Below are 19715 nucleotides of genomic sequence, written 5' to 3'. Positions count from 1 at the left end.
TGCCATCAGGGAAAACCGTATCCATGCCTGCTTCGATTTCACTCTCCCAACTTTCGTGGTCCACGCCTGAGGGCCGAAGCCTCTTCTCCAATCTCGACCTGAGCTTTGGTGCTTTGCGCACCGGTCTCGCCGGCCGCAACGGCGTCGGCAAGTCGACGCTGCTGCGGCTGATCGAAGGTTCACTCGCGCCGCAGGCCGGCAAGGTCACCGTCGCGGGCAGCCTCGGCATGCTCAGCCAGACCGTCCAGGTCGCGGCCGACGAGACCGTCGCTGATCTCTTCGGCGCCTCCGACGCGCTTGCCGTCCTCAGGCGGGCGGAAGAGGGGTTGGCAGGCATAGGCGAGCTTGCCGCCGCCGACTGGACACTCGAATCCCGGCTGGAGGCGGCACTTGCCCGCGTCGGTCTGGATGCGTCGGCTGGGACGCGCCTTGCTGCACTTTCCGGCGGGCAGATGACCCGCGTGAAGCTTGCCGCCCTCGTCTTCAAGGAGCCGGATTTCATCCTGCTCGACGAACCCACCAACAATCTCGACCGCGAGGGGCGGGCTGCCGTTGCCGCGTTGATGGCGGGCTGGCGCGGCGGCGCCATCGTCGTCAGCCATGACCGCGAACTCCTGGAGACGATGGATGCGATCGTCGAGCTGACGTCGCTCGGCGCCACGACCTATGGCGGCAACTGGAGCCACTACCGCGAGCGCAAGGCGATCGAGCTCGCATCGGCCCGTCACGATTTCGCCGACGCGGAGCGCCGTCTGGCCGAGGTCCAGCGAAAAACGCAGGAGATAGCCGAGCGCAAGGCCCGCAAGGATGCCGCCGGGCGCCGCAAGCGCGCCAAGGGGGACGAGCCGCTGCTGCTGCTTGATGCGAAGAAGGAGCGCAGCGAGAAGACGGGCGGCGACAATGCCCGTCTTGCCGAGCGCCGCCGCAATACTGCGATCGGCGATCTGGCCGAGGCGCGCGAACGCATCGAAATCCTGCAGCCGCTGACCGTCCGCCTGCCTTCGACCGGCCTGCCAGCCGGCCGGGGCGTGCTGCAGGTCGATGCCGTCAGCGCGGGTTATCAGCCGCGAACGCCAGTGATCGACCGGCTGTCGCTCTCGATCGTCGGCCCGGATCGCGTAGCACTCACCGGCCGCAACGGCTCGGGCAAGACGACGCTGCTGTCGCTGTTGACCGGTGATCTCAAGCCATGGTCCGGCAATGTGCGCGTCCTGGTCGAATACGCCATGCTTGACCAGCAGGTGAGCCTGCTCGATCCCGACCTCTCGATCCGCGACAATTTCCGGCACCTCAATCCTGACGCCAGCGAGAACGACTGCCGCGCGGCGCTCGCCCGTTTCATGTTCCGGGCGGACGCGGCCTTGCAGGTCGTTTCGAGCCTCAGTGGCGGCCAGATGCTGCGTGCCGGGCTTGCCTGCGTGCTCGGCGGCCGCCGCCCGCCGCAGTTTCTGATCCTCGACGAGCCGACCAACCATCTGGACATCGATTCCATCGAGGCGGTCGAGGCAGGCCTCAGAGCCTATGACGGCGCGCTGCTCGTCGTCAGCCACGACCGCGCCTTCCTGGAGGCGATCGGCATCGACAGGCGGATCGAGCTTTCCTGACGGGAGAAATTACTCCGCCCAGCGCGCTTCGCCGGTAAAGGCGATCGTCAGCCAGCGGTCGTGGCCGGGATCGCCGATCTCTTCGCCGACCTCGGCGCGGATCCGGTCGAGGTCGGCGAGCGTGCCGACCTTGGTTTCCGGCGTTCCGATCAGGTAGACCTCGATCGTCTTGGAACGCCCGACCTTGGCGACATAGGTGCGATAGTCGGCGAAGCCGTGGCGGGCGACCGCATTTGCCGCCGCCTGGCGCACGCGCTCGTCGAGCTCGGCAGGCGCGACCAGGAAGATCTCCTTCAAGGCCTGGAACACAGTGCGGATCGGCAGCGGGATAAGGCAGAGTGTCAGCACGATCAGGATCGCCGGGTCGACATAGGGCGTCCAGTGTTCGTAAGCCGTGCCCTTCAATGCCGCGGCGATCACGAAGGCGACAAGCAGGGCCGAGGTGATCGCGCCGGACATCGCCCAGGCACGCACGTCGAGCGCCAGGAACTCCGAGCCGATCGGCCGGTTTGCCCGGCGTATGTAGACGAACATGACGAGGCAGATCACCACGACGACGGCGGCATAGGCAATCGCCCAGTCGAAGGCGAGATGGTTGCCACCCGACAGCAGCGATCCGACGGCGTTGACCATCGCGTAGAAGGAAAGCAGCGTCAGCAGCCCGGCATTGAAGAGCAGCACCATGGGTTCGATGTGCCAGAAGCCCATCTGGAACCGCTTGCTCTGCTTCGGGATCAGTTGCGTCACGCCGAGCGCAAGCACGGTCATGGAGGCATCGACGGCCGAGAACACGCCGTCGAAGACGATGGAAACCGAGCCCGAAAGCAGACCGAAGATAACGCCCGTCACCCCGACGACGACGGTGGCCGCGATCGATTGCTTGAGGACTGTCTGTTCGCTTGGGGCGGGCATGATGTTGTTTTTACTCCTGTTTCGGCGCGGTGCTTAGGGGCCGGCAATGTCGAAATGGTGGCGGCGGCTGCAAACATAGCGGTTTGCCTGCAGGCAAGACAGCTGTTGCGTGCGTTTGCTAATAAAGCGAGGCGTTGTGTTTCCAGGCCTCGACGCTCAGAATTGCCGATGTTATCGGCGGCCGGCGGAGGGGAAAATGATCGTCGAGATGTTGCTCGGTGCCTTATTCGTCTTCGGCACGGTCGCCCTGACGCTCGCGTCCTATTTTGCAATGCGGCTGATCATGGGCGGCGAGGCGGAAGGGCACGAAAAGGAACTTGCCAGTTTGGTCATCTTTCGCATTTCGGCGCTGCATGGCTTGATCCTCGCGCTGGTCTTTGCGCAGGAGATGGTCGAGTACCAGCAGCTCAAATACGAGATGGCTACCGAAGCCGGGGCGACCGCTGACATCTTCTACGACGCCGAACGTTACGGCGAAGCCGTCAAGGCGCCGATCCAGCAGGCGATCTCCGCCTATGCGGCCGAGGTGATCGATGGTGAATGGCAGTCACTGGCGGACAAGGGACGTCTTTCACCACAGGCTTGGGTGCACTGGGATCGCGCCTATCAGCACGTGCTGAACCTGGTCCCGGCCGACAAGCGCCAGGAGAGCCTGCGCAGCCAGATGCTGGAGCGGCTGCACGACATCTCGCAAAGCCGGACCAAGCGGGAAAGCAATGTCGCGGACTCGATCGACAGTATCTTCTGGTTCGCGGCACTCTCCGGCGTCATCTTCATCGCGCTCGCCTATTATTCCTTCCCGCCAATGCGGCGCAATCTGCTGCTGCTCTGCCTCTTCGGCGCCTATACCGGCATCATCCTCTTCCTGATCTACGCCTTTTCCAATCCGTATCAGCCGCCGGCGGCGCTAGCGCCGGGGCCGCTCGAACGGGTGCAACAGGAGATCAACGCCTCGCGGCCTGCGAACGGCGGATAACGGCTAGGCGAATTGACCCAGCCGCAGGAGATCTCCGTTGAGGGCGCCACCGCCGAGCCTATCGGCGCGTGCGGCCTCAGGGCGCGGCGGCGGAATGGAATGGCCGATCGCAAACAGAAGCGCGCTGGCCGCCGAAAGCAGCGCGAACAGCAGGAACATGCCGGCGCCGCCGATGGTGCCAAGTGCCAGGCCGCCGATCAGCGGCCCAAGGAAGTTTCCAACCGACGAGAGCGAATGGGCGCCGAAATAGGTGCCCCGGTTGCCAGCATCGGAGATACCATCGACCAGCACATATTCCGAGGGCACGACGAGCACCTCGCCGATGGTGAAGAGGATCATCGAGGCGACGAGCATTTCCATTCCGGACGAGGCCGCGAAGCCGATTTCGCCGAGCAGGAAAAGCAGGCAGCCGAGCGACAGCGCCGGCAGCGCACCGATCCGTTCGATGACGAACCGGGCAGGCGTGCTCGCGATCAGCACCGTTGCGGCATTGGTCGAAACCAGGAGCGCGAAGAGGGTGACGCCATCCGCAAAGCCAGTGTTGAGATACTGCGACAGGGTCACCGACCACTGGCCATGAACGGCCAGGAGCAGCGTGCCGCCGATGACGAAGAAGACCAGCCTTCGGTCGCGCAGGGCGGCAACAAGCCCGCGCCAGCCGCCTGAAGCCTGTGATGCCCCTTTGGTCTGGATCATCTGCCTGTTGCCGGCCTCGGGCACCGTGAAGAAGAGCACTAGGCCGAAGGCCACGTGCATGACGCCGGCGCTGACGAACAGCGTCGAATAGGCGGCACCGACCCAGACGCCGATCAGCGGCCCGATGGCCCAGCCGGCATTGATGGCGAGATAGCGCCAGGAGAAGACCTTAAGTCGCAGATGCTCAGACGCTGCATCGCTCATCAAGGCACGCGCAACCGGTTCATAGACGGCAGCTGCGACGGCAGACACGATGTGCGCCAGCGCGAAGGCGGCGATCGATTGCGCCAGTCCGAGCCCCGCCAGCGCCAGCCCGGCCATGAAAAGCGCTGCGGTCAGCACCCCTTTTCGGCCGATGCGATCGGACAGCGTGCCGGCAAAGGGACTGACGATTGCGCCGAGCAGCGGGCCGGCGCCGATGAGAGCGCCGATGCCTGCGGGGCTGAGGCCAAAATCACGCTGGAGGCGGATCGCGAGGAAGGTCAGGCTCATGCCCTTGGCGATCGTCACCACGCCGGAACCCGCGATGAGAAGCAGCGCAACACGGCGACCCGCTTTTTCGGAATAGGCATTCATCACGGGCACCTGCAGGCCGGGAGCGCTCGGTTTCCGTGGGAATGTCGAGCGACGGGAGTAGGGAAGAAGACTCCCTTTGCGATTACATCCGTCGCGTGTACTCGGCAAGTGGGACAGCTATCCAGCGGCAATCTGTCTGTGTGGTGGAGGGCGTCGGTTTCCCACTCGGCCGTGGTCTGAACGAAAATGCAAGGCGGTCACCGGTCGTGGCCGCCTCAGGGCTGTTTCGCCTGCCGGCTATTCGTTCCCCTGCCGCTTTGCCAGATCACGTAGAGCGGTGTTGTGTCGGTATCGTCGACCGGTACATGGCGGAAGCGCATGGCCTGCTCGGCAAGCGGTTTTGCCAGTTCCGCGTAGATCGCCGCGGTCGACAGGCCGAAAGGTTCGGCATCGGCGTTCGAGTTCGCATAGGCGATCTCGGTGATCCCGGCCATGCGCATGGCTGCAAGGCACATCGGGCAGGGTTGGCCACTGGCATAGACGGCAGCACCTTCGAGCCGCGGGGTGCGGAGCGTCCGGGCGGCGGCAGGCAATGCGTTGAGTTCCGCATGCGAAGTCGGGTCCCCGGTCGACAGCATCTCGTTGACGCCGCGGCCGACGATCTCGCCGTCCTTGACGACGACGGCGCCGAAGGGCCGTCCGCCATTCTCGATGTTGCGGCGGGCAAGCGTTACCGCCTCGGCCAGATAGGTCTGTTCCTGGTTCAGGGTAAATCCCTCTAGCGGGCGCCGGCGTCGACCAGCAATTTCTCGATCTGGCCGTAGCCGCGCTGGCGCGCATGGGTCAGCGGGCTGACGCCTTCGCCATCGGCGAGCTTGACGTCAGCGCCGGCCTTGATCAGCAGCCGTACGATCTCGGTGTGTTTTTCGCCGCCGGTGCCGAGGATGATCGCCTCAAGCAGCGCCGTCCAGCCGAGGCGATTGACGTGGTCGATATCGACGCCCGCTTCGATCAGCGTCTTGACGGTCTCGACATGGCCGCGCTCGGAGGCCGGAATGAGCGCCGTGCCGCCATAACGGTTGGTGCTCTTGAGGTCTGCGCCATTCGCGAGCGTCAGCTTCAGGATTTCGAGATGGCCACGCGCTCCGGCGTAGAGGTAGGGACTGTCCTGGATCTTGTCCTTGGCGTTGACGTCGGCGCCGGCCTCGATCAGCGCGCGCGCCGCATCGACGCGGTTTTCGTGGGTGGCGACGAGAAGGGCCGTGGCGCCGCTGGCATCACGGGTCTCGACGCTTGCGCCCTGTTGCAGCAGCGATTTGACCTTGTCCGCATCACCGGCCTCGGCAGCTGAAATCAATTGGGTTTCGAGCATGGAGGCCCCCACAGCTGCGGGTGAAAGGCTGAAGGCGGCGATCGATGCGCCAACCAGCGAGCCGAAAAGTCTTGGTCGCATTTCGTCTTTCCGATCATGCCGACCGGTCGAACAGGCCGACCGATCGCAGTGGTTCCGGTTGAGGGCGAGACGTGGAAACCCGGAAGTGGCCGCGCCCTCGTCCCGCTCTCGCTCATTGCGATCTCGTGCTTACTTGAGCCGGCCCGTGACCTTTTCAAGGGCGCAAGATGCGCGTCTTGCCGAACCTGTCCCGCGCCCGGCATGGCGCCCTCGACGCCGACCGTAGGTGGCGGGCCATCCATTTGGAAATTAAATGTATGAATGATAAAAAGTGGAAATCTGAATGCGTTGCCGTTCGACCTGACTGTCCTGAGTGGCCCTAGAGCATCGAGCGGCTGAGGCCACCGTCGACGGGCAGTGCGACGCCGGTGATGTAGCTTGCTTGGCGGCTGGCGAGGAAGGCCGCGGCCGCGCCGAATTCCGCCGGCGTGCCGTAGCGCCCGAGCGGGATCTCCTGCTGGCTGCGCGCCGCGACTGTGGCGATATCGACGCCCTCGCTTTCGGCATCCATCCGGTCGAAGCTGAGCGTGCGGTCGGTGGCAAGTCGCCCCGGAAGAAGCAGGTTGACGGTCACGCCGTCGGCTGCGACCTCGCCGGCAAGTGTCTTCAGCCAGCCTGCGACAGCGCTTCTGAGCGCATTCGAAGCGGTGAGCCCGACGATCGGCTCGCGGATGCTGGTGGAGGCGACGGCGATGATGCGTCCGAACTGGCGTTGCCGCATGCCGGGCAGCACCCGTCCGGTGATGCGCATGCCGGCCAGCACCATAGTTTCGAATTGCGCGCGCCAGAAATCGGGCTCGATCGCCGAGGCAGGCGAGGGCGGCGGTCCGCCGCCATTCAGCACCAAAATGTCGATCGTGCCGAAATCGGCCTCGAGCCGATCCAGCAGGCCGTCGAGCATATCGGGTTTCGAGAGGTCGAGCGCGTAGCCCCGCGCCGACGGGCCGATATCGCTTGCGACCTTGGCCGCCGATGCGGCATCGCGACCGGTCAGCGCAACGATGACGCCTTCGCTTGCCAGCGCCTCGGCGATGCCGCGGCCCAATCCCTTGCTGCCGCCGAGCACTAGCGCCCGCTTTCCAGCAATACCAAGATCCATGACCGGTTCTCCTCGATGTGGACTTCAGAATGACCAGGAATTGGAGCTACTACAGTTTTGCTCCAAGCGGAATCGAATTGACCGTCGGCGAATGGCGAAGGCAGGCCGAACAGAAAAGCCCGGCCGGAAAACCGGCCGGGCTTTTGCCCCTCGCCCTTCTTGCGCGGATCAGCGGCAGATGCGAATTTTCTTGAAGTAGACGTTGCCGTAGTGGTCGTAGCGCTTGACCTTCTTGATGAAGCAATAGGGTACATCTTCGTAATAGTAGGGGCCGCCATAGTAGCCGCCGACATAGCCGACATGCCCACCCCAGCCATGACCGTAGTGGCCATTGCTGAAGCCGATCGAGAAACCGCCGGCCTGCGACGGGGCGGCAAAGGAGACGGCGGCGGTAACGGCAACAACGGCTGCGATGATGATCTTGCGCATGATGTTCTCTCCTCTGGATTGGTTGGGATGATCGCTTCGTCATCCATGAGAAGATGGTCTCACATCGCGGATAAGCGCGCAGTTCCGGATGGAACACGGTCATGGCCGGCTGCTGCCAAGGGGGCTGCGAACGCGGCCATGACCGGTGCCGATCGGCGCATTGCCGCCCGTCAGGCAGCGCGCGATCCGCTAGGAGTGCGGATGCGCGCCATCGCGAAGACGTCGGCCAATGCGCCGTTCCTGAGCGCATAGGCCCTGTGCGTGCCCTCCATCTCGAAACCCGCCTTGCGGTAGAGCGCGATCGCAGGCTCGTTGTCGGTGAAGACCGTGAGCTCGATGCGGCTGATGCCCAGCCAGTTGTCGGCGGCATCGATCAAAGCCGTAAGCAGTGCCTTACCGATGCCCTCGCCACGGTGATTGTCGTCGACGCTGATGCCAAGGGCGGCCGAATGCTGACGCCGTCCCTTGCTGCGGTGCAGGCCGGCCATGCCGATTATATGCCCGTCGCGTTCGGCAACGATGACCGTGTCGTCGTCCGATCTTGTCTCCATCCACTTGCGTGTCTGTTCCGGGGTGGAGAATGGCAGCCGGAGTGTTCCGGATCGGATGCCGGGCTGGTTCATCAGAGCGGCGACCGCCTCCCAGTCGACGATGCGCGCCGCGCGGATCTTGGTTTCAGGAGGAGCGTGCGTTTCGGTCATTGTTTCCTCTCTTTACTCCGAGGAAACAGGACCCAACCCTGCTCGCCTCGGCAGGGTTGGTGGGGGACATTTCGCTTAAATCAGCGCAACAGGTCTCCCGCACACCCCTGGGGTATGCGTGCAAAGCACCATTGCGATCGTCGAGCGATTGTCCATGGCGGAAGAATAACAAGCGCAAGTGGAAAGGCAAGTCCGCAGAACGCGCCGAACGCTCTGCGCGCCGCGATCAGGTGACCTGCCAAGCGATATAGACGAGCGTGGCGGCGATCAGCCAGAGGGCGACGCGGCCTGAACGGGTATGCCGGGCCTCCGCCTTGCCGATCGCATGCGCGGTCTCGGCGTCGAAGCGCAGGCCGTTTTCGCTCATCGCCATGATCTCGCTGGAGAATTTTTCCGTGCGGGCGGCGATCTCGGGGGCGGCCTCGGCGAGCCGGAGCGCCGCGTGCAGGCCGTCGCGCAGATCCGTGACGATGCGCTTCGGCCCGAGATTGTCGCGAATCCATTTGCCGACGACCGGTTCCGAAGCCTTCCACATGTTGAAGCGCGGATTGAGGGTGCGGGCGACCCCTTCGACGACGACCATGGTCTTCTGCAGCATGACGAGTTCGGGGCGCGTCTGCATGTCGAAGAGCTCGGTGACCTCGAAGAGCAGCGTCAAAAGCTTCGCCATCGAGATGGTTTCGGCCGGCTGTCCGTGGATCGGCTCACCGATCGCGCGGATCGCCTGGGCGAAGCTCGCGGCGTCGTGATGCGAAGGCACATAGCCCGCCTCGAAGTGCACGTCGGCGACGCGCTGGTAGTCGCGGGTGATGAAGCCGAAGAGGATTTCCGCCAGGAACCGGCGCTCTTTCTTTCCAAGTCTTCCGACGATGCCCATATCGACGGCGACGATATGGCCGGCATCGTCGACGAAGAGATTGCCCTGGTGCATGTCGGCATGGAAGAAGCCGTCGCGCAGCGTGTGGCGCAGGAAGGACTGGATCAGCACTTCGGCAAGCTGGTTGAGGTCGTGTCCGGCGGCCTTCAACCCCTCGATATCCGACATCTTGACGCCGTCGATCCATTCCATGGTGACGACGTCGCGCCCTGTCCGTTCCCAGTCGACCTTCGGCACGCGGAAGCCGGAATCATCCTTGGTGTTTTCGCCAAGCTCGGAAAGGGCTGCCGCCTCCAGGCGAAGATCCATCTCGATCTTCGTCGTCTGCTCCAGCGTCTTGGTGACCTCGACCGGCTTCAGCCGGCGCGTATAGGGCAAGAACCGCTCCTGCATATGGCTGACGAGATACATCGCCTCGATATCGGAGGCGAAGCGCTGGCGCACCCCGGGGCGGATGACCTTGACGGCGACCTTTTCGGGCTTGCCGTCGCGAAGCACGATGGCCGGATGCACCTGCGCGATCGACGCGGCCGCCATCGGTTCGGAGAGTTCGACATAGAGGTCCTCGACCTTGCGGCCGAGCGAACCTTCGATTGCGGCCTTCGCCTCGCTTTGCGGGAAGGTCGCCATGCTGTCCTGCAGCAGCGACAGGTCGGCAGCGAACTCCGCGCCGACGACATCGGGACGCGTCGCCAGGAACTGACCGATCTTGACATAGGAGGGCCCGAGGCGAGCGACGGCGCGTGACAAGCGGTCGCTGCGCTCCTCGCCCGGCACCCTGCGGCGCGCCAGAAGTCCCGCCGCCTTCTGGGCGAAACGGGCAAAGGGCGGCAGATGCTCGGTTGGGACGGCTGAGACGACGCCTTCGCGCACGAGAACCCACCCGATCCGCGCAAGGCGGACATATGTTCCAGGCGTGCTCATCGGGTTCAGATTTTCCAGCCGGAATGCAGCGCTGCGATGCCGCCGGTGTAATTGGTGAAGGAGACGCGGGAGAAGCCGGCCTCCTTGATCATCGTCGCGAAGTCGCGCTGGTTCGGGAACTTGCGGATCGATTCCACCAGATACTGGTAGGGCGCCTCGTCGCCGGTGATCAGCTTGCCGAATTTCGGGATCGCGTTGAACGACCAGGCATCATAGAAGCGATCGAGCAGCGGCATCTCCACTTCGGAGAATTCCAGCACCAGCAGGCGGCCGCCGCGCTTCAGCACCCGGTGGGCCTCTTTCAGCGCCACGTCGATGCGCGGCACGTTGCGGATGCCGAAGGCGATCGTATAGGCGTCGAAGGAGTTCGCCTCGAAGGGCAGCTCCTCGGCATTGGCCTCGACGAATTCGAGATTGGCGGAAAGCTTCCTCTTCTCCGCCCGTTCGGCGCCGACGGCGAGCATCGAGCCGTTGATGTCGAGCACGGTCGCATGCGCCTTGCGGTCGGAGGCCTCGATGATACGGAAGGCGATATCGCCGGTGCCGCCGGCGACGTCCAGCACCTTATAGTCTTCGCGGCGCGGCGGGTTGAGGGCGGCGATCATCGCGTCCTTCCAGGCGCGGTGCAGGCCGGCCGACATCACGTCGTTCATGATGTCGTAGCGCTTCGCCACCTTATGGAACACGTCGTTGACGAGCGGCTGCTTTTCGCCGGCGTCGACATTGCGGAAACCGAAGGATGTTTCCATGCCGCCATCGGCAGATACGCGCTGATCCGTCATACGAAGAACTCCATCTGAACCAATTTTTCCGGCACCATAGCGAAAAGGCCCCATCCGCGCTATCTCGTGGACGGGACCGCGCCTGCGGCATAGCGCACTCCCTATAGGATAAGAAGGCCGCCAAGGAAATGCCAACCACCGCATCCGGTGGCTGCGATCGTAGGAGTGCATTTATGCCGGAGTTGCCCGAGGTCGAAACCGTCAAGCGCGGCCTGGCGCCGACCATGGAGGGCGCGCGGATCGTCAATGCGGAATTGCGCCGGGCGGACCTGCGCTTCCCGTTTCCGGAGAATTTTTCCTCGACCGTTGCCGGCCAGCGCATCGTTTCGCTGTCGCGGCGGGCGAAGTACCTGATGATCGATCTGGAAGCCGGCGACGTCATTATCGCCCATCTCGGTATGTCCGGGTCCTTCCGCATCGAGGCAGGGCCGGCTGCAGCGACGCCGGGCGAGTTTCACCATCCGCGCGGCAAGGACGAGAAGCACGATCACGTCATCTTTCATCTCGACGGCGCCGAAGGCCCGGTGCGGGTGATCTACAACGACCCGCGCCGTTTCGGTTTCATGGATCTTGCCCGCCGCGACACCGTGGCGAGCCACGCTTATTTTCGCGCGCTTGGCGAGGAGCCGACCGGAAACGCGCTCGATGCCGCCTATCTCGCCGCACGCTTTTCCGGCAAGGCGCAGCCGCTGAAGGCGGCATTGCTCGACCAGAAGAATATCGCCGGTCTCGGCAATATCTATGTCTGCGAGGCGCTCTGGCGCTCGAGCCTGTCGCCGGTGAAGCCGGCGGGCGAACTCGTCGACAAGCGCGGCAAGGCGAAGGACGGGCTTTTGCGCCTCACGGACGCCATCCGCGAGGTCATCGCCGATGCCATCGCGGCCGGCGGCTCGTCGCTGAAGGACCACATCCAGGCCGACGGCTCGCTCGGCTACTTCCAGCACTCCTTCTCCGTCTACGACCGCGAAGGAGAGGCTTGCCGCACGCCGGGCTGCAACGGTACGGTCACCCGTATCGTGCAGGCGGGCCGGTCGACCTTCTATTGCCCGCATTGCCAGAAATGAACGCCGGGCGGTCCGCGACCTGGCGTCTGAGATGAACCGGAGGAACAGGAATGACCTACGAAACGCTGCTGGTTGAAACGCGCGGCCGCGTCGGCCTCGTGACGCTCAACCGTCCGCAGGCGCTGAATGCGCTGAATTCGACCGTCATGCGCGAGCTTGCCGCAGCGCTGAAGGCCTTCGATGCCGACAAGGAGATCGGCGCCGTCGTCGTCACCGGCTCTGAGAAGGCCTTTGCCGCCGGCGCCGACATCAAGGAGATGCAGGCGCTCGATTTCGTCGACAGTTATCTCGGCGACTTCATCGGCGGCTGGGACCAGGTGGCTGCGGCCCGCAAGCCGGTGATTGCCGCCGTTTCCGGCTATGCGCTCGGCGGCGGCTGCGAGCTGGCGATGATGTGCGACTTCATCATCGCCTCCGAGACCGCGAAGTTCGGCCAGCCCGAAATCACCCTCGGCGTCATTCCCGGCATGGGTGGCTCGCAGCGCCTGACACGCGCCGTCGGTAAGGCGAAGGCGATGGACCTGGTTCTGACCGGCCGCATGATGGACGCGGCGGAGGCGGAGCGCGCAGGACTCGTATCGCGTGTGGTGGCGCCGGAGAAATTGATGGAGGAAGCGCTGGCCGCCGCCGAGAAGATCGCATCCTTCTCGCTGCCGGCGGTTATGATGGCGAAGGAGGCGGTGAACCGTTCTCTCGAGCTGACGCTCGCCGAAGGCCTTCGTTTCGAGCGGCGTCTCTTCCACTCGCTGTTTGCGACCGAGGACCAGAAAGAAGGCATGGCCGCCTTCGTCGCCAAGCGCAAGCCGGAGTTTAAACATCGCTAGCTCAAGGGGGGCGCAGATTCTGGAAAATGCGCGTTGACGGGGCGGCTGTTTCCCGCTATACGCCGCCCTCAGTTTGGAACGCCATTTTGGGCTTTCCGGAAATATTCCCGAATTGCTTTGATGACAGGTCGCAGTGACCCGGCACGGCGAGGGCGGAGTTCATGTCAGTTTTCGAAGAGAGGCACCAATGGCCAATACAACTTCGGCGAAAAAGGCGACCCGCAAGATCGCACGCCGCACCGCAGTGAACAAGGCCCGTCGTTCGCGCGTTCGCAACTTCATCCGCAAGGTCGAAGAAGCGATCGCTACCGGCGATCAGGCAGTTGCAGCCGCAGCGCTCAAGGCAGCTCAGCCCGAGCTGATGCGCGCAGCCACCAAGGGCGTCCTGCACGCCAACACTGCATCGCGCAAGGTTTCGCGCCTCGCGCAGCGCGTGAAGTCGCTTTCGGCCTAATCCGGCTAAGAAAAATCTGTTGATGAAAAGCCCGGCCCTTGCGCCGGGCTTTTCGGATTCATACTTGTGTCATCGCGATGGTTAATCCGGCGGTATTACGTTGTGTCAATGCGATGACAAAATTTATGAAATAAATTCAATGGCATACGCGAGGTCCTTATCAAAAGGATGTCTCTGGCCGGGGGTCTCCTGACCCCATAATGAGTCAAGCGATTTTTTATTTTTTTTCTTTTTCGCCAGCTAAGCAAAGGGCGAAAAATCAAAACCCTTGATTCAAAAGCGATTCTTCACGGACTCGGAATGCGGCAAGCAAAAGGCAGGCTGAGAGTCAACGGTCAGTGCTTACGGTTGCTTAAAAATCGCGATTGATCTTGCCCATCGATCCTGCCTAAATGCCCTCCACAGGGGACACGGACCACATCTGTAAAGGAAGCAGAAGACGCCATTTTGAAGAAATGGTTTCGATGTTTCTGTCCTTTGTATCAGGGCGGCTCCGCGTCGTTCAATCAGACAAGTCGAAGGTGAAAAAACCGGATGGTTCATTCCACTCCGGATGAGGAGCTTTCGTCCTATGGTTGTGGAGCGGGGCTTAGTTCGTGACGGCGGGTGCAAGCGGCGCCTGCCGGCAGGCAAAGGTCCAACGCGCGGCTCATCGCTTCGTACGAGGGTGCGAAGAGCTGTTGACGAGGAGGAGGATCCGAGGCGGTGCGGGAGCGCATCGGAGGATTGTTGACAAGAGGCGCGAGGGGACATCTCCGGCCACAGGTGGGCTGGTGGATGCGCGTAGCGCGCAGCGAAGCGGGAGATGAGGAGCCCGGCGTCGACTGCGACTGTGACGTTCGGCGAGTGCGGCATGGCCTTTCGGGGCGCCGCGGGCGACGGACATAAGAGGTGACGCCGGCAGTGATGACGGCATCTGAACATGAACTGGAAGGCGGCAAAATGCAGATGAATTTGGTGACGGCGGGCGCACTTCAGAAAGAAGGAGACGCATTCCAAGCCGGAAGCAATCTATCTCAGGCGGCGGGGGAAAAAGTCGACATGAGGCACGACGCACTGTTCGAGCGGGTAAGTGCGCGTCTCAAGGCTCAGGTTGGTCCGGATGTCTTTGCAAGCTGGTTTGGGCGTCTGAAGCTCCATTCCGTATCCAAGAGCGTCGTGCGCCTCTCGGTGCCGACCACATTCCTGAAGTCCTGGATCAACAATCGTTATCTCGATCTCATCACGTCGCTCTTCCAGCAGGAAGACGGCGAGATTCTGAAGGTCGAAATCCTGGTGCGCACCGCGACCCGTGGCGCCCGGCCGACGACACAGGAAGATGTGTTGCCGCAGGCGACCGAAGCGGCTCCAGCCGCACCTGCGCGCCGCCCGGCAGCAGCCCAGCCGGTCGCAACCGTTGCCGCAGCGGCGATTGCGAGCGTACAGAGGCCGGCCCAGGCGCCGCTTTTCGGCTCGCCGCTCGACCAGCGCTATAATTTCGAAAGCTTCGTCGAGGGTTCCTCGAACCGCGTGGCGCTTGCTGCTGCCCGGACGATCGCGGAAGCCGGCGCCGGTGCCGTGCGGTTCAACCCGCTCTTCATCCATTCGAGCGTCGGTCTCGGCAAGACGCACCTCCTGCAGGCCATCGCCATCCAGGCGCTGCAGAGCGCGCGTGCACCGCGCGTCGTCTATCTGACGGCCGAATATTTCATGTGGCGTTTCGCCACCGCCATTCGCGACAACGATGCGCTGTCGCTGAAGGAGTCGCTGCGCAACATCGATCTGCTGATCATCGACGACATGCAGTTCCTGCAGGGTAAGTCGATCCAGCACGAGTTCTGCCATCTCTTGAACATGCTGCTCGACTCCGCCAAGCAGGTCGTCGTCGCCGCCGACCGCGCTCCGTGGGAACTGGAATCGCTCGACAGCCGCGTTCGCTCGCGTCTCCAGGGCGGTGTCGCCATCGAGATGGACGGCCCCGACTACGACATGCGCCTCGAAATGCTGAAGCGTCGGCTGGATGTCGCCCGCCAGGACGATGGATCGCTCGACATTCCCGGCGATATCCTGAGCCATGTCGCCCGCAATGTGACTGCGAGCGGTCGCGAGCTGGAAGGCGCGTTCAACCAGCTTCTGTTCCGTCGTTCCTTCGAGCCGCAGCTTTCGATCGAGCGCGTCGACGAACTGCTCGGCCACCTCGTCAATGCCGGTGAACCGCGTCGCGTCCGCATCGAGGACATCCAGCGCGTCGTCGCCAAGCATTATAACGTCTCGCGCCAGGAGCTCGTCTCCAACCGCCGCACCCGCGTTATCGTCAAGCCGCGCCAGATCGCCATGTATCTGTCGAAGACGCTGACGCCGCGCTCCTTCCCGGAGATCGGCCGTCGCTTTGGTGGACGTGACCACACGACGGTGCTGCATGCCGTGCGCAAGATCGAAGAGCTGATTTCGGGCGATACCAAGCTCAGCCACGAGATCGAGCTTCTGAAGCGTCTGATCAACGAATAGTCGCGGCTGACTGTTTCAAAGAAAAGGCCCGGTTTTCCGGGCTTTTTCGTTTTGGGCTAACGCACCGCCTTCAACGCCGGTCGCTGAGGCGTCCTGATCGGCGGGTTCTCGACGACCTGCGATGTGCGGGCCTCCGCGATGATCCAGCTGCGAAAGGCGACGACTGGCGGTCGGTCGAGAGCGGCCGGCGGATAGACGAGGTGATAGGCAAGGCCGGTCATCACCCCCTCCGGGAAGGGGGCAACCAGCAGGCCTTCCGCAAGCTCCCGCGCCACGAGCGACAGGCGCACCAGAGCGACCCCGTCGCCGGCCTTGGCCGCCTCGATGGCGCCGTTGCTGTTGACGAAGACCGGCCCGCGCCCGGGATCCACCCCTTCGGCTCCTGCCGCATCTAGCCACAGCCTCCAGTCCTGGCGGTGCACATCGTGCAACAGCGCATGGCGGGCGAGGTCGCTGGGCGTGTCGAGCGGCAGTTTGGCCCGGAGAGCCGGATGGATGACCGGAACCGGGTCGTCGTCGATCAGCCGTTCGCTGACCAGGCCGTCATAGCGACCGAGCCCATGCCGGACGGCGACGTCGACGCCGTCGCTGGCAAAATCCGTCAGCCGGTTCGTGGTGCTGATGCGCACATCGATACCGGGCACCTGCAGCTCGAAAGTGCCGATGCGCGGCACCAGCCATTGTGCGGCGAAGGTCGGCGTGCAGCTCACCGTCAGCACCGGCGCACGTTTGCGCGCCGTCAGTTCCTCGGTCGCCTCCCGCATCATGCGGAAGGCGCGTCGGAGCGTCGCGAAATAGAGGCTGCCGTCTTCCGTCAGAACCAATTGCCTGGGCCGCCGTTCGAAGAGCGTGACACCCAGCGTCTGCTCCAGCTCCCGCACCTGCAGGCTGACGGCGCCCGGCGTGACGTTGAGTTCGTGCGCGGCCTTGGTGACGCTTGAATGACGCGCCGTCGCCTCGAAGGCGCGAAGCGATGCAAGGGAGGGAAGGGATGTGGTCATGGTTTAGCCAAACTCAATCATACAGCGAGAAATGATCGTTTGTCCGAAGCATAATATGCTGAGAATAATGGCATAAATTCACGACGGTCAACACCGTTTTGATTTAGTCAGATAAACAAATGAGGGTTTTCGCGATGGTGCAGCCGGTTCAGGCCAAGGTCATGGGAGCGCGGGAATGGGGCATGTTGATCATGCTCTCTCTCCTCTGGGGTGGCTCCTTCTTTTTCATCGGTATCGCCGTCAAGGCGCTGCCACCCATCACCATCGTGGCGCTGAGGGTCAGCCTCGCGGCGATCGCGCTGCTCGTCATCGTGCGTCTGATGGGATTGTCGATGCCGCGGGACCGTCGCGTCTGGCTGGCCTTCTTCGGCATGGGTCTGCTCAACAACCTCATCCCCTTCTCGCTGATCGTCTGGGGCCAGACGCATATCGCCAGCGGCCTCGCCTCGATCCTCAACGCCACCACGCCGCTTTTCGGCGTGATCGTCGCGCATCTTTTGACCGATGACGAGAAGCTGACCGTCAACCGCTTCGCTGGCGTGGTCGTCGGTTTCCTGGGCGTTGCCATGATGATCGGCCCGGCGGCACTCGGCGGGCTCGGCTCCAACCTTGTTGCCCAGCTTGCCGTTCTCGGTGCGGCGCTCTCCTATTCGCTCGCCGGTGTCTTTGCCCGCCGCTTCAAGCGCATGGGCGTGGCACCGATCGTGACGGCCACCGGCCAGGTCTCCGCATCGAGCATCATGCTGGTGCCGCTGTCTCTGCTCATCGATCACCCCTGGGCGCTGCCGATGCCCGGTCTCGATGTCTGGGCGGCGATCGTCGGCATCGCACTGGTCTCGACGGCGCTCGCTTATGTCCTGTTCTTCCGCATTCTGGAGACGGCAGGGGTCACCAACCTGATGCTGGTGACCTTCCTCATCCCGGTCAGCGCCATCTTGCTCGGCGCCATGTTCCTCGGCGAAACGCTGGAACCCAAGCATTTCCTCGGCATGACCTTGATCGCAGCCGGTCTGGCAGCAATAGACGGGCGACTTCTGCGCCTCTTTTCTCGGCCGCCGGTCGACCCCAAGTTAGAGTGCCGCGAGAACGTCTGATCGTTCGCGTCCACACGCATTGCGGGCCGGTAGGCGAAAGCGCTACCGGCCCTGTTTTTTTCATTTGGGTTGTCGGCTATTCCTTGCCGCCACCGTCTTTGATTTGAGGAGCAGGAGTTCCGATGCTTTACGCCGTGTTTTGCTACAACCAAGAAGATGTCACGAGCGCCTGGACCAAGGAGCAAGACGAGAAGGTCATGCATGATCTGGTGGCCGTGCAGAGCAAATATGCCGAGGCCGGCAGGCTTGGACCGGTGGCGCGCCTGATGCCGACGTCAGCGGCGACGACGCTGCGACACAGCCACAGCGAGACGATCGTCATCGATGGCCCCTTTGCCGAGACGAAGGAGCAACTGCTCGGCTTCTATGTCATCGATTGCGCGTCTCTCGACGACGCGCTTGAGTTTGCTCGTGATTTGAGTTCCGCCAATCCGGCGGCCGGCTCCTACGAAATCCGACCCCTTGCCATCTACAAACCCAGTGAGCTTGCTTCATGACAGACACAGCCTGGATAGACCTCGCACTCGTTTCAGCCCGGCCGCAGGCAGTGGGCGCTTTGCTGCGCTACTTCCGCAATCTCGATACGGCCGAGGAAGCGTTTCAGGAGGCTTGCATCCGGGCTTTGAAGACCTGGCCGAAAAGCGGCCCGCCGCGCGATCCTGCGGCGTGGCTGATTTTCGTCGGGCGCAACAGCGGCATCGACAAGGTCCGCCGTCAGTCACGCGAGACCGCACTGCCGCCCGAAGAAATTCTCTCCGATCTTGAGGATCAGGAGAGCAATCTCGCCGACCGGATCGACGGTTCCCACTATCGAGACGACATTCTTCGGCTTCTGTTCGTCTGCAGCAACCCGGCTCTGCCGGCGACCCAGCAGATCGCGCTGGCTCTGCGCATCGTCTCGGGCCTTTCGGTCAAGCAGATCGCCCGCGCCTTTCTCGTCAGCGAGGCGGCGATGGAGCAGCGCATCACCCGCGCCAAGTCGCGCGTCGCCGCCGCGGGCCTTGCGTTTGAGACGCCGGACGCGGACGATCGCGCCGACCGGCTCGCCGCCGTCGCAACGATGATCTATCTCGTCTTCAACGAAGGTTATTCGGCGATGAACGGCCCGGAAAGCGTCTCGGCCGATCTCTGCGAGGAGGCGATCCGTCTTGGGCGCCTGCTGCTGCAGCTCTTTCCCGCCGAACCGGAGATCATGGGGCTGACGGCGTTGATGATGATACAGCACTCCCGCGCGCGCGCCCGTTTCGATGCCGATGGCGCCGTCATCCTGCTCGAAGACCAGGATCGCGGATTGTGGAACCAGCCGCTGATCAGCGAGGCGCTGGCGCTGATCGACAGGGCGATGCGCCATCGCCAGCCCGGCGCCTATCAGATCCAGGCCGCAATCGCTGACCTGCATGCGCGGGCGGAGCGCCCTGAGGACACCGACTGGGCGCAGATCGATCTTTTGTACCAAGCGCTCGAACGGCTGCAGCCCTCGCCGGTGATCACCCTCAATCGGGCGGTGGCTGTGTCGAAGCGTGACGGTCCGGAAGCAGCGCTCGCCATGATCGAGCCGCTGGCCGGCAAACTGTCTGGCTACTTCTATTTCCATGGCCTCAGCGGCCACCTCCTGAAGCAGCTCGGCAGGGTTCGCGAGGCACGCGTCGCTTTTGATCATGCCGTCGCGCTTGCGACCAACGCTGCCGAATGCGCCTATATCCGCATGCAGCTCGACAAACTCGACGAGGAGCCAGGCGTCGAAGACGCCGTCGTCAAAAAAAGATGAAAAAGCCACGAGGCGGCTGTCGGGGCGGGCCGCATTACTTCGTCCTTGGACTGA

The 19715-nt window shown here is 63.3% G+C and carries 19 protein-coding genes; 9 read left to right on the top strand and 10 right to left on the bottom strand.

What is annotated here, in order from left to right; all coding sequences use genetic code 11:
• Positions 1 to 23: 23 nt before the first annotated feature.
• On the top strand, positions 24 to 1604 hold the full coding sequence (locus V7S54_RS04055; RefSeq protein WP_065372187.1) for an ABC-F family ATP-binding cassette domain-containing protein: 1581 nt from the start codon (positions 24 to 26) through the stop codon (positions 1602 to 1604).
• 9 nt (positions 1605 to 1613) lie between these two features.
• On the opposite strand, the gene V7S54_RS04050 is transcribed toward V7S54_RS04055, so the two are convergent.
• On the bottom strand, positions 1614 to 2516 hold the full coding sequence (locus tag V7S54_RS04050; protein WP_065372188.1) for a cation diffusion facilitator family transporter: 903 nt from the start codon (positions 2514 to 2516) through the stop codon (positions 1614 to 1616).
• A gap of 196 nt (positions 2517 to 2712) precedes the next feature.
• Here V7S54_RS04050 and V7S54_RS04045 point away from each other — a divergent pair, with 196 nt between their 5' ends.
• Positions 2713 to 3492 (top strand): bestrophin-like domain, encoded by a 780-nt coding sequence (locus tag V7S54_RS04045; protein WP_065372189.1) that lies wholly within the window; start codon positions 2713 to 2715, stop codon positions 3490 to 3492.
• A gap of 3 nt (positions 3493 to 3495) precedes the next feature.
• Here the strand turns inward: V7S54_RS04045 and V7S54_RS04040 are convergent, their stop codons facing one another.
• The 8 genes from V7S54_RS04040 to ubiE form a co-directional block, all read right to left on the bottom strand.
• Positions 3496 to 4764 (bottom strand): MFS transporter, encoded by a 1269-nt coding sequence (locus V7S54_RS04040; RefSeq protein WP_336408055.1) that lies wholly within the window; start codon positions 4762 to 4764, stop codon positions 3496 to 3498.
• Positions 4765 to 4979: 215 nt separating this feature from the next.
• Positions 4980 to 5417, bottom strand: coding sequence for a nucleoside deaminase (locus V7S54_RS04035; protein WP_442892534.1), 438 nt, complete (start codon positions 5415 to 5417; stop codon positions 4980 to 4982).
• A 65-nt stretch (positions 5418 to 5482) separates the two neighbouring features.
• The gene (locus V7S54_RS04030) at positions 5483 to 6076 is read right to left on the bottom strand and encodes an ankyrin repeat domain-containing protein (RefSeq protein WP_065372443.1); all 594 of its coding nucleotides are present in this window, start codon (positions 6074 to 6076) and stop codon (positions 5483 to 5485) included.
• A 400-nt stretch (positions 6077 to 6476) separates the two neighbouring features.
• A complete protein-coding gene (locus V7S54_RS04025) occupies positions 6477 to 7256 on the bottom strand; it encodes an SDR family oxidoreductase (RefSeq protein WP_065372192.1) in 780 nt (259 codons plus the stop codon).
• A 168-nt stretch (positions 7257 to 7424) separates the two neighbouring features.
• Entirely contained in the window at positions 7425 to 7685 is a 261-nt protein-coding gene (locus V7S54_RS04020) for a hypothetical protein (RefSeq protein WP_065372193.1), read from the bottom strand.
• Positions 7686 to 7855: 170 nt separating this feature from the next.
• Positions 7856 to 8386, bottom strand: coding sequence for a GNAT family N-acetyltransferase (locus V7S54_RS04015; RefSeq protein WP_065372194.1), 531 nt, complete (start codon positions 8384 to 8386; stop codon positions 7856 to 7858).
• Positions 8387 to 8612: 226 nt separating this feature from the next.
• Positions 8613 to 10187: a 2-polyprenylphenol 6-hydroxylase gene (ubiB, locus tag V7S54_RS04010; protein ID WP_065372195.1), complete on the bottom strand. Its 1575-nt coding sequence runs from the start codon at positions 10185 to 10187 to the stop codon at positions 8613 to 8615.
• Between the two features lie 5 nt (positions 10188 to 10192).
• Positions 10193 to 10969, bottom strand: coding sequence for a bifunctional demethylmenaquinone methyltransferase/2-methoxy-6-polyprenyl-1,4-benzoquinol methylase UbiE (ubiE, locus tag V7S54_RS04005; RefSeq protein ID WP_065372196.1), 777 nt, complete (start codon positions 10967 to 10969; stop codon positions 10193 to 10195).
• 173 nt (positions 10970 to 11142) lie between these two features.
• On the opposite strand from ubiE, the gene mutM reads away from it, so the two are divergent.
• The 4 genes from mutM (at position 11143) to dnaA (ending at position 15798) form a co-directional block, all read left to right on the top strand.
• The gene (gene mutM / locus V7S54_RS04000; RefSeq protein ID WP_065372197.1) at positions 11143 to 12033 is read left to right on the top strand and encodes a bifunctional DNA-formamidopyrimidine glycosylase/DNA-(apurinic or apyrimidinic site) lyase; all 891 of its coding nucleotides are present in this window, start codon (positions 11143 to 11145) and stop codon (positions 12031 to 12033) included.
• 50 nt (positions 12034 to 12083) lie between these two features.
• Positions 12084 to 12857 (top strand): enoyl-CoA hydratase, encoded by a 774-nt coding sequence (locus V7S54_RS03995; protein WP_065372198.1) that lies wholly within the window; start codon positions 12084 to 12086, stop codon positions 12855 to 12857.
• Positions 12858 to 13044: 187 nt separating this feature from the next.
• Positions 13045 to 13311 carry a 30S ribosomal protein S20 gene (gene rpsT, locus V7S54_RS03990; RefSeq protein WP_034797494.1) on the top strand — a complete coding sequence of 89 codons (267 nt, stop codon included), beginning with the start codon at positions 13045 to 13047 and terminating at the stop codon, positions 13309 to 13311.
• A 1041-nt stretch (positions 13312 to 14352) separates the two neighbouring features.
• On the top strand, positions 14353 to 15798 hold the full coding sequence (gene dnaA / locus V7S54_RS03985; RefSeq protein WP_065372199.1) for a chromosomal replication initiator protein DnaA: 1446 nt from the start codon (positions 14353 to 14355) through the stop codon (positions 15796 to 15798).
• A 56-nt stretch (positions 15799 to 15854) separates the two neighbouring features.
• On the opposite strand, the gene gcvA is transcribed toward dnaA, so the two are convergent.
• Positions 15855 to 16799, bottom strand: coding sequence for a transcriptional regulator GcvA (gcvA, locus tag V7S54_RS03980; protein ID WP_065372200.1), 945 nt, complete (start codon positions 16797 to 16799; stop codon positions 15855 to 15857).
• A 119-nt stretch (positions 16800 to 16918) separates the two neighbouring features.
• Between gcvA and V7S54_RS03975 the strand changes: the two genes are divergently transcribed.
• The 3 genes from V7S54_RS03975 to V7S54_RS03965 all read left to right on the top strand — a co-directional run bounded on the left by V7S54_RS03975 (position 16919) and on the right by V7S54_RS03965 (position 19661).
• Positions 16919 to 17893, top strand: coding sequence for a DMT family transporter (locus V7S54_RS03975; protein ID WP_234792853.1), 975 nt, complete (start codon positions 16919 to 16921; stop codon positions 17891 to 17893).
• Between the two features lie 122 nt (positions 17894 to 18015).
• The gene (locus V7S54_RS03970; RefSeq protein ID WP_065372201.1) at positions 18016 to 18390 is read left to right on the top strand and encodes a YciI family protein; all 375 of its coding nucleotides are present in this window, start codon (positions 18016 to 18018) and stop codon (positions 18388 to 18390) included.
• Positions 18387 to 19661, top strand: coding sequence for an RNA polymerase sigma factor (locus tag V7S54_RS03965; protein ID WP_065372202.1), 1275 nt, complete (start codon positions 18387 to 18389; stop codon positions 19659 to 19661). Before V7S54_RS03970 ends, V7S54_RS03965 begins: the two co-directional genes overlap by 4 nt.
• The last annotated feature ends 54 nt before the right edge of the window (positions 19662 to 19715 follow it).

The organism is Ensifer sp. CCNWLY38 (genome assembly GCF_037120565.1).
GTDB lineage: Bacteria > Pseudomonadota > Alphaproteobacteria > Rhizobiales > Rhizobiaceae > Ensifer > Ensifer adhaerens_H.
This window is presented reverse-complemented; position numbering and strand designations above follow the sequence as displayed.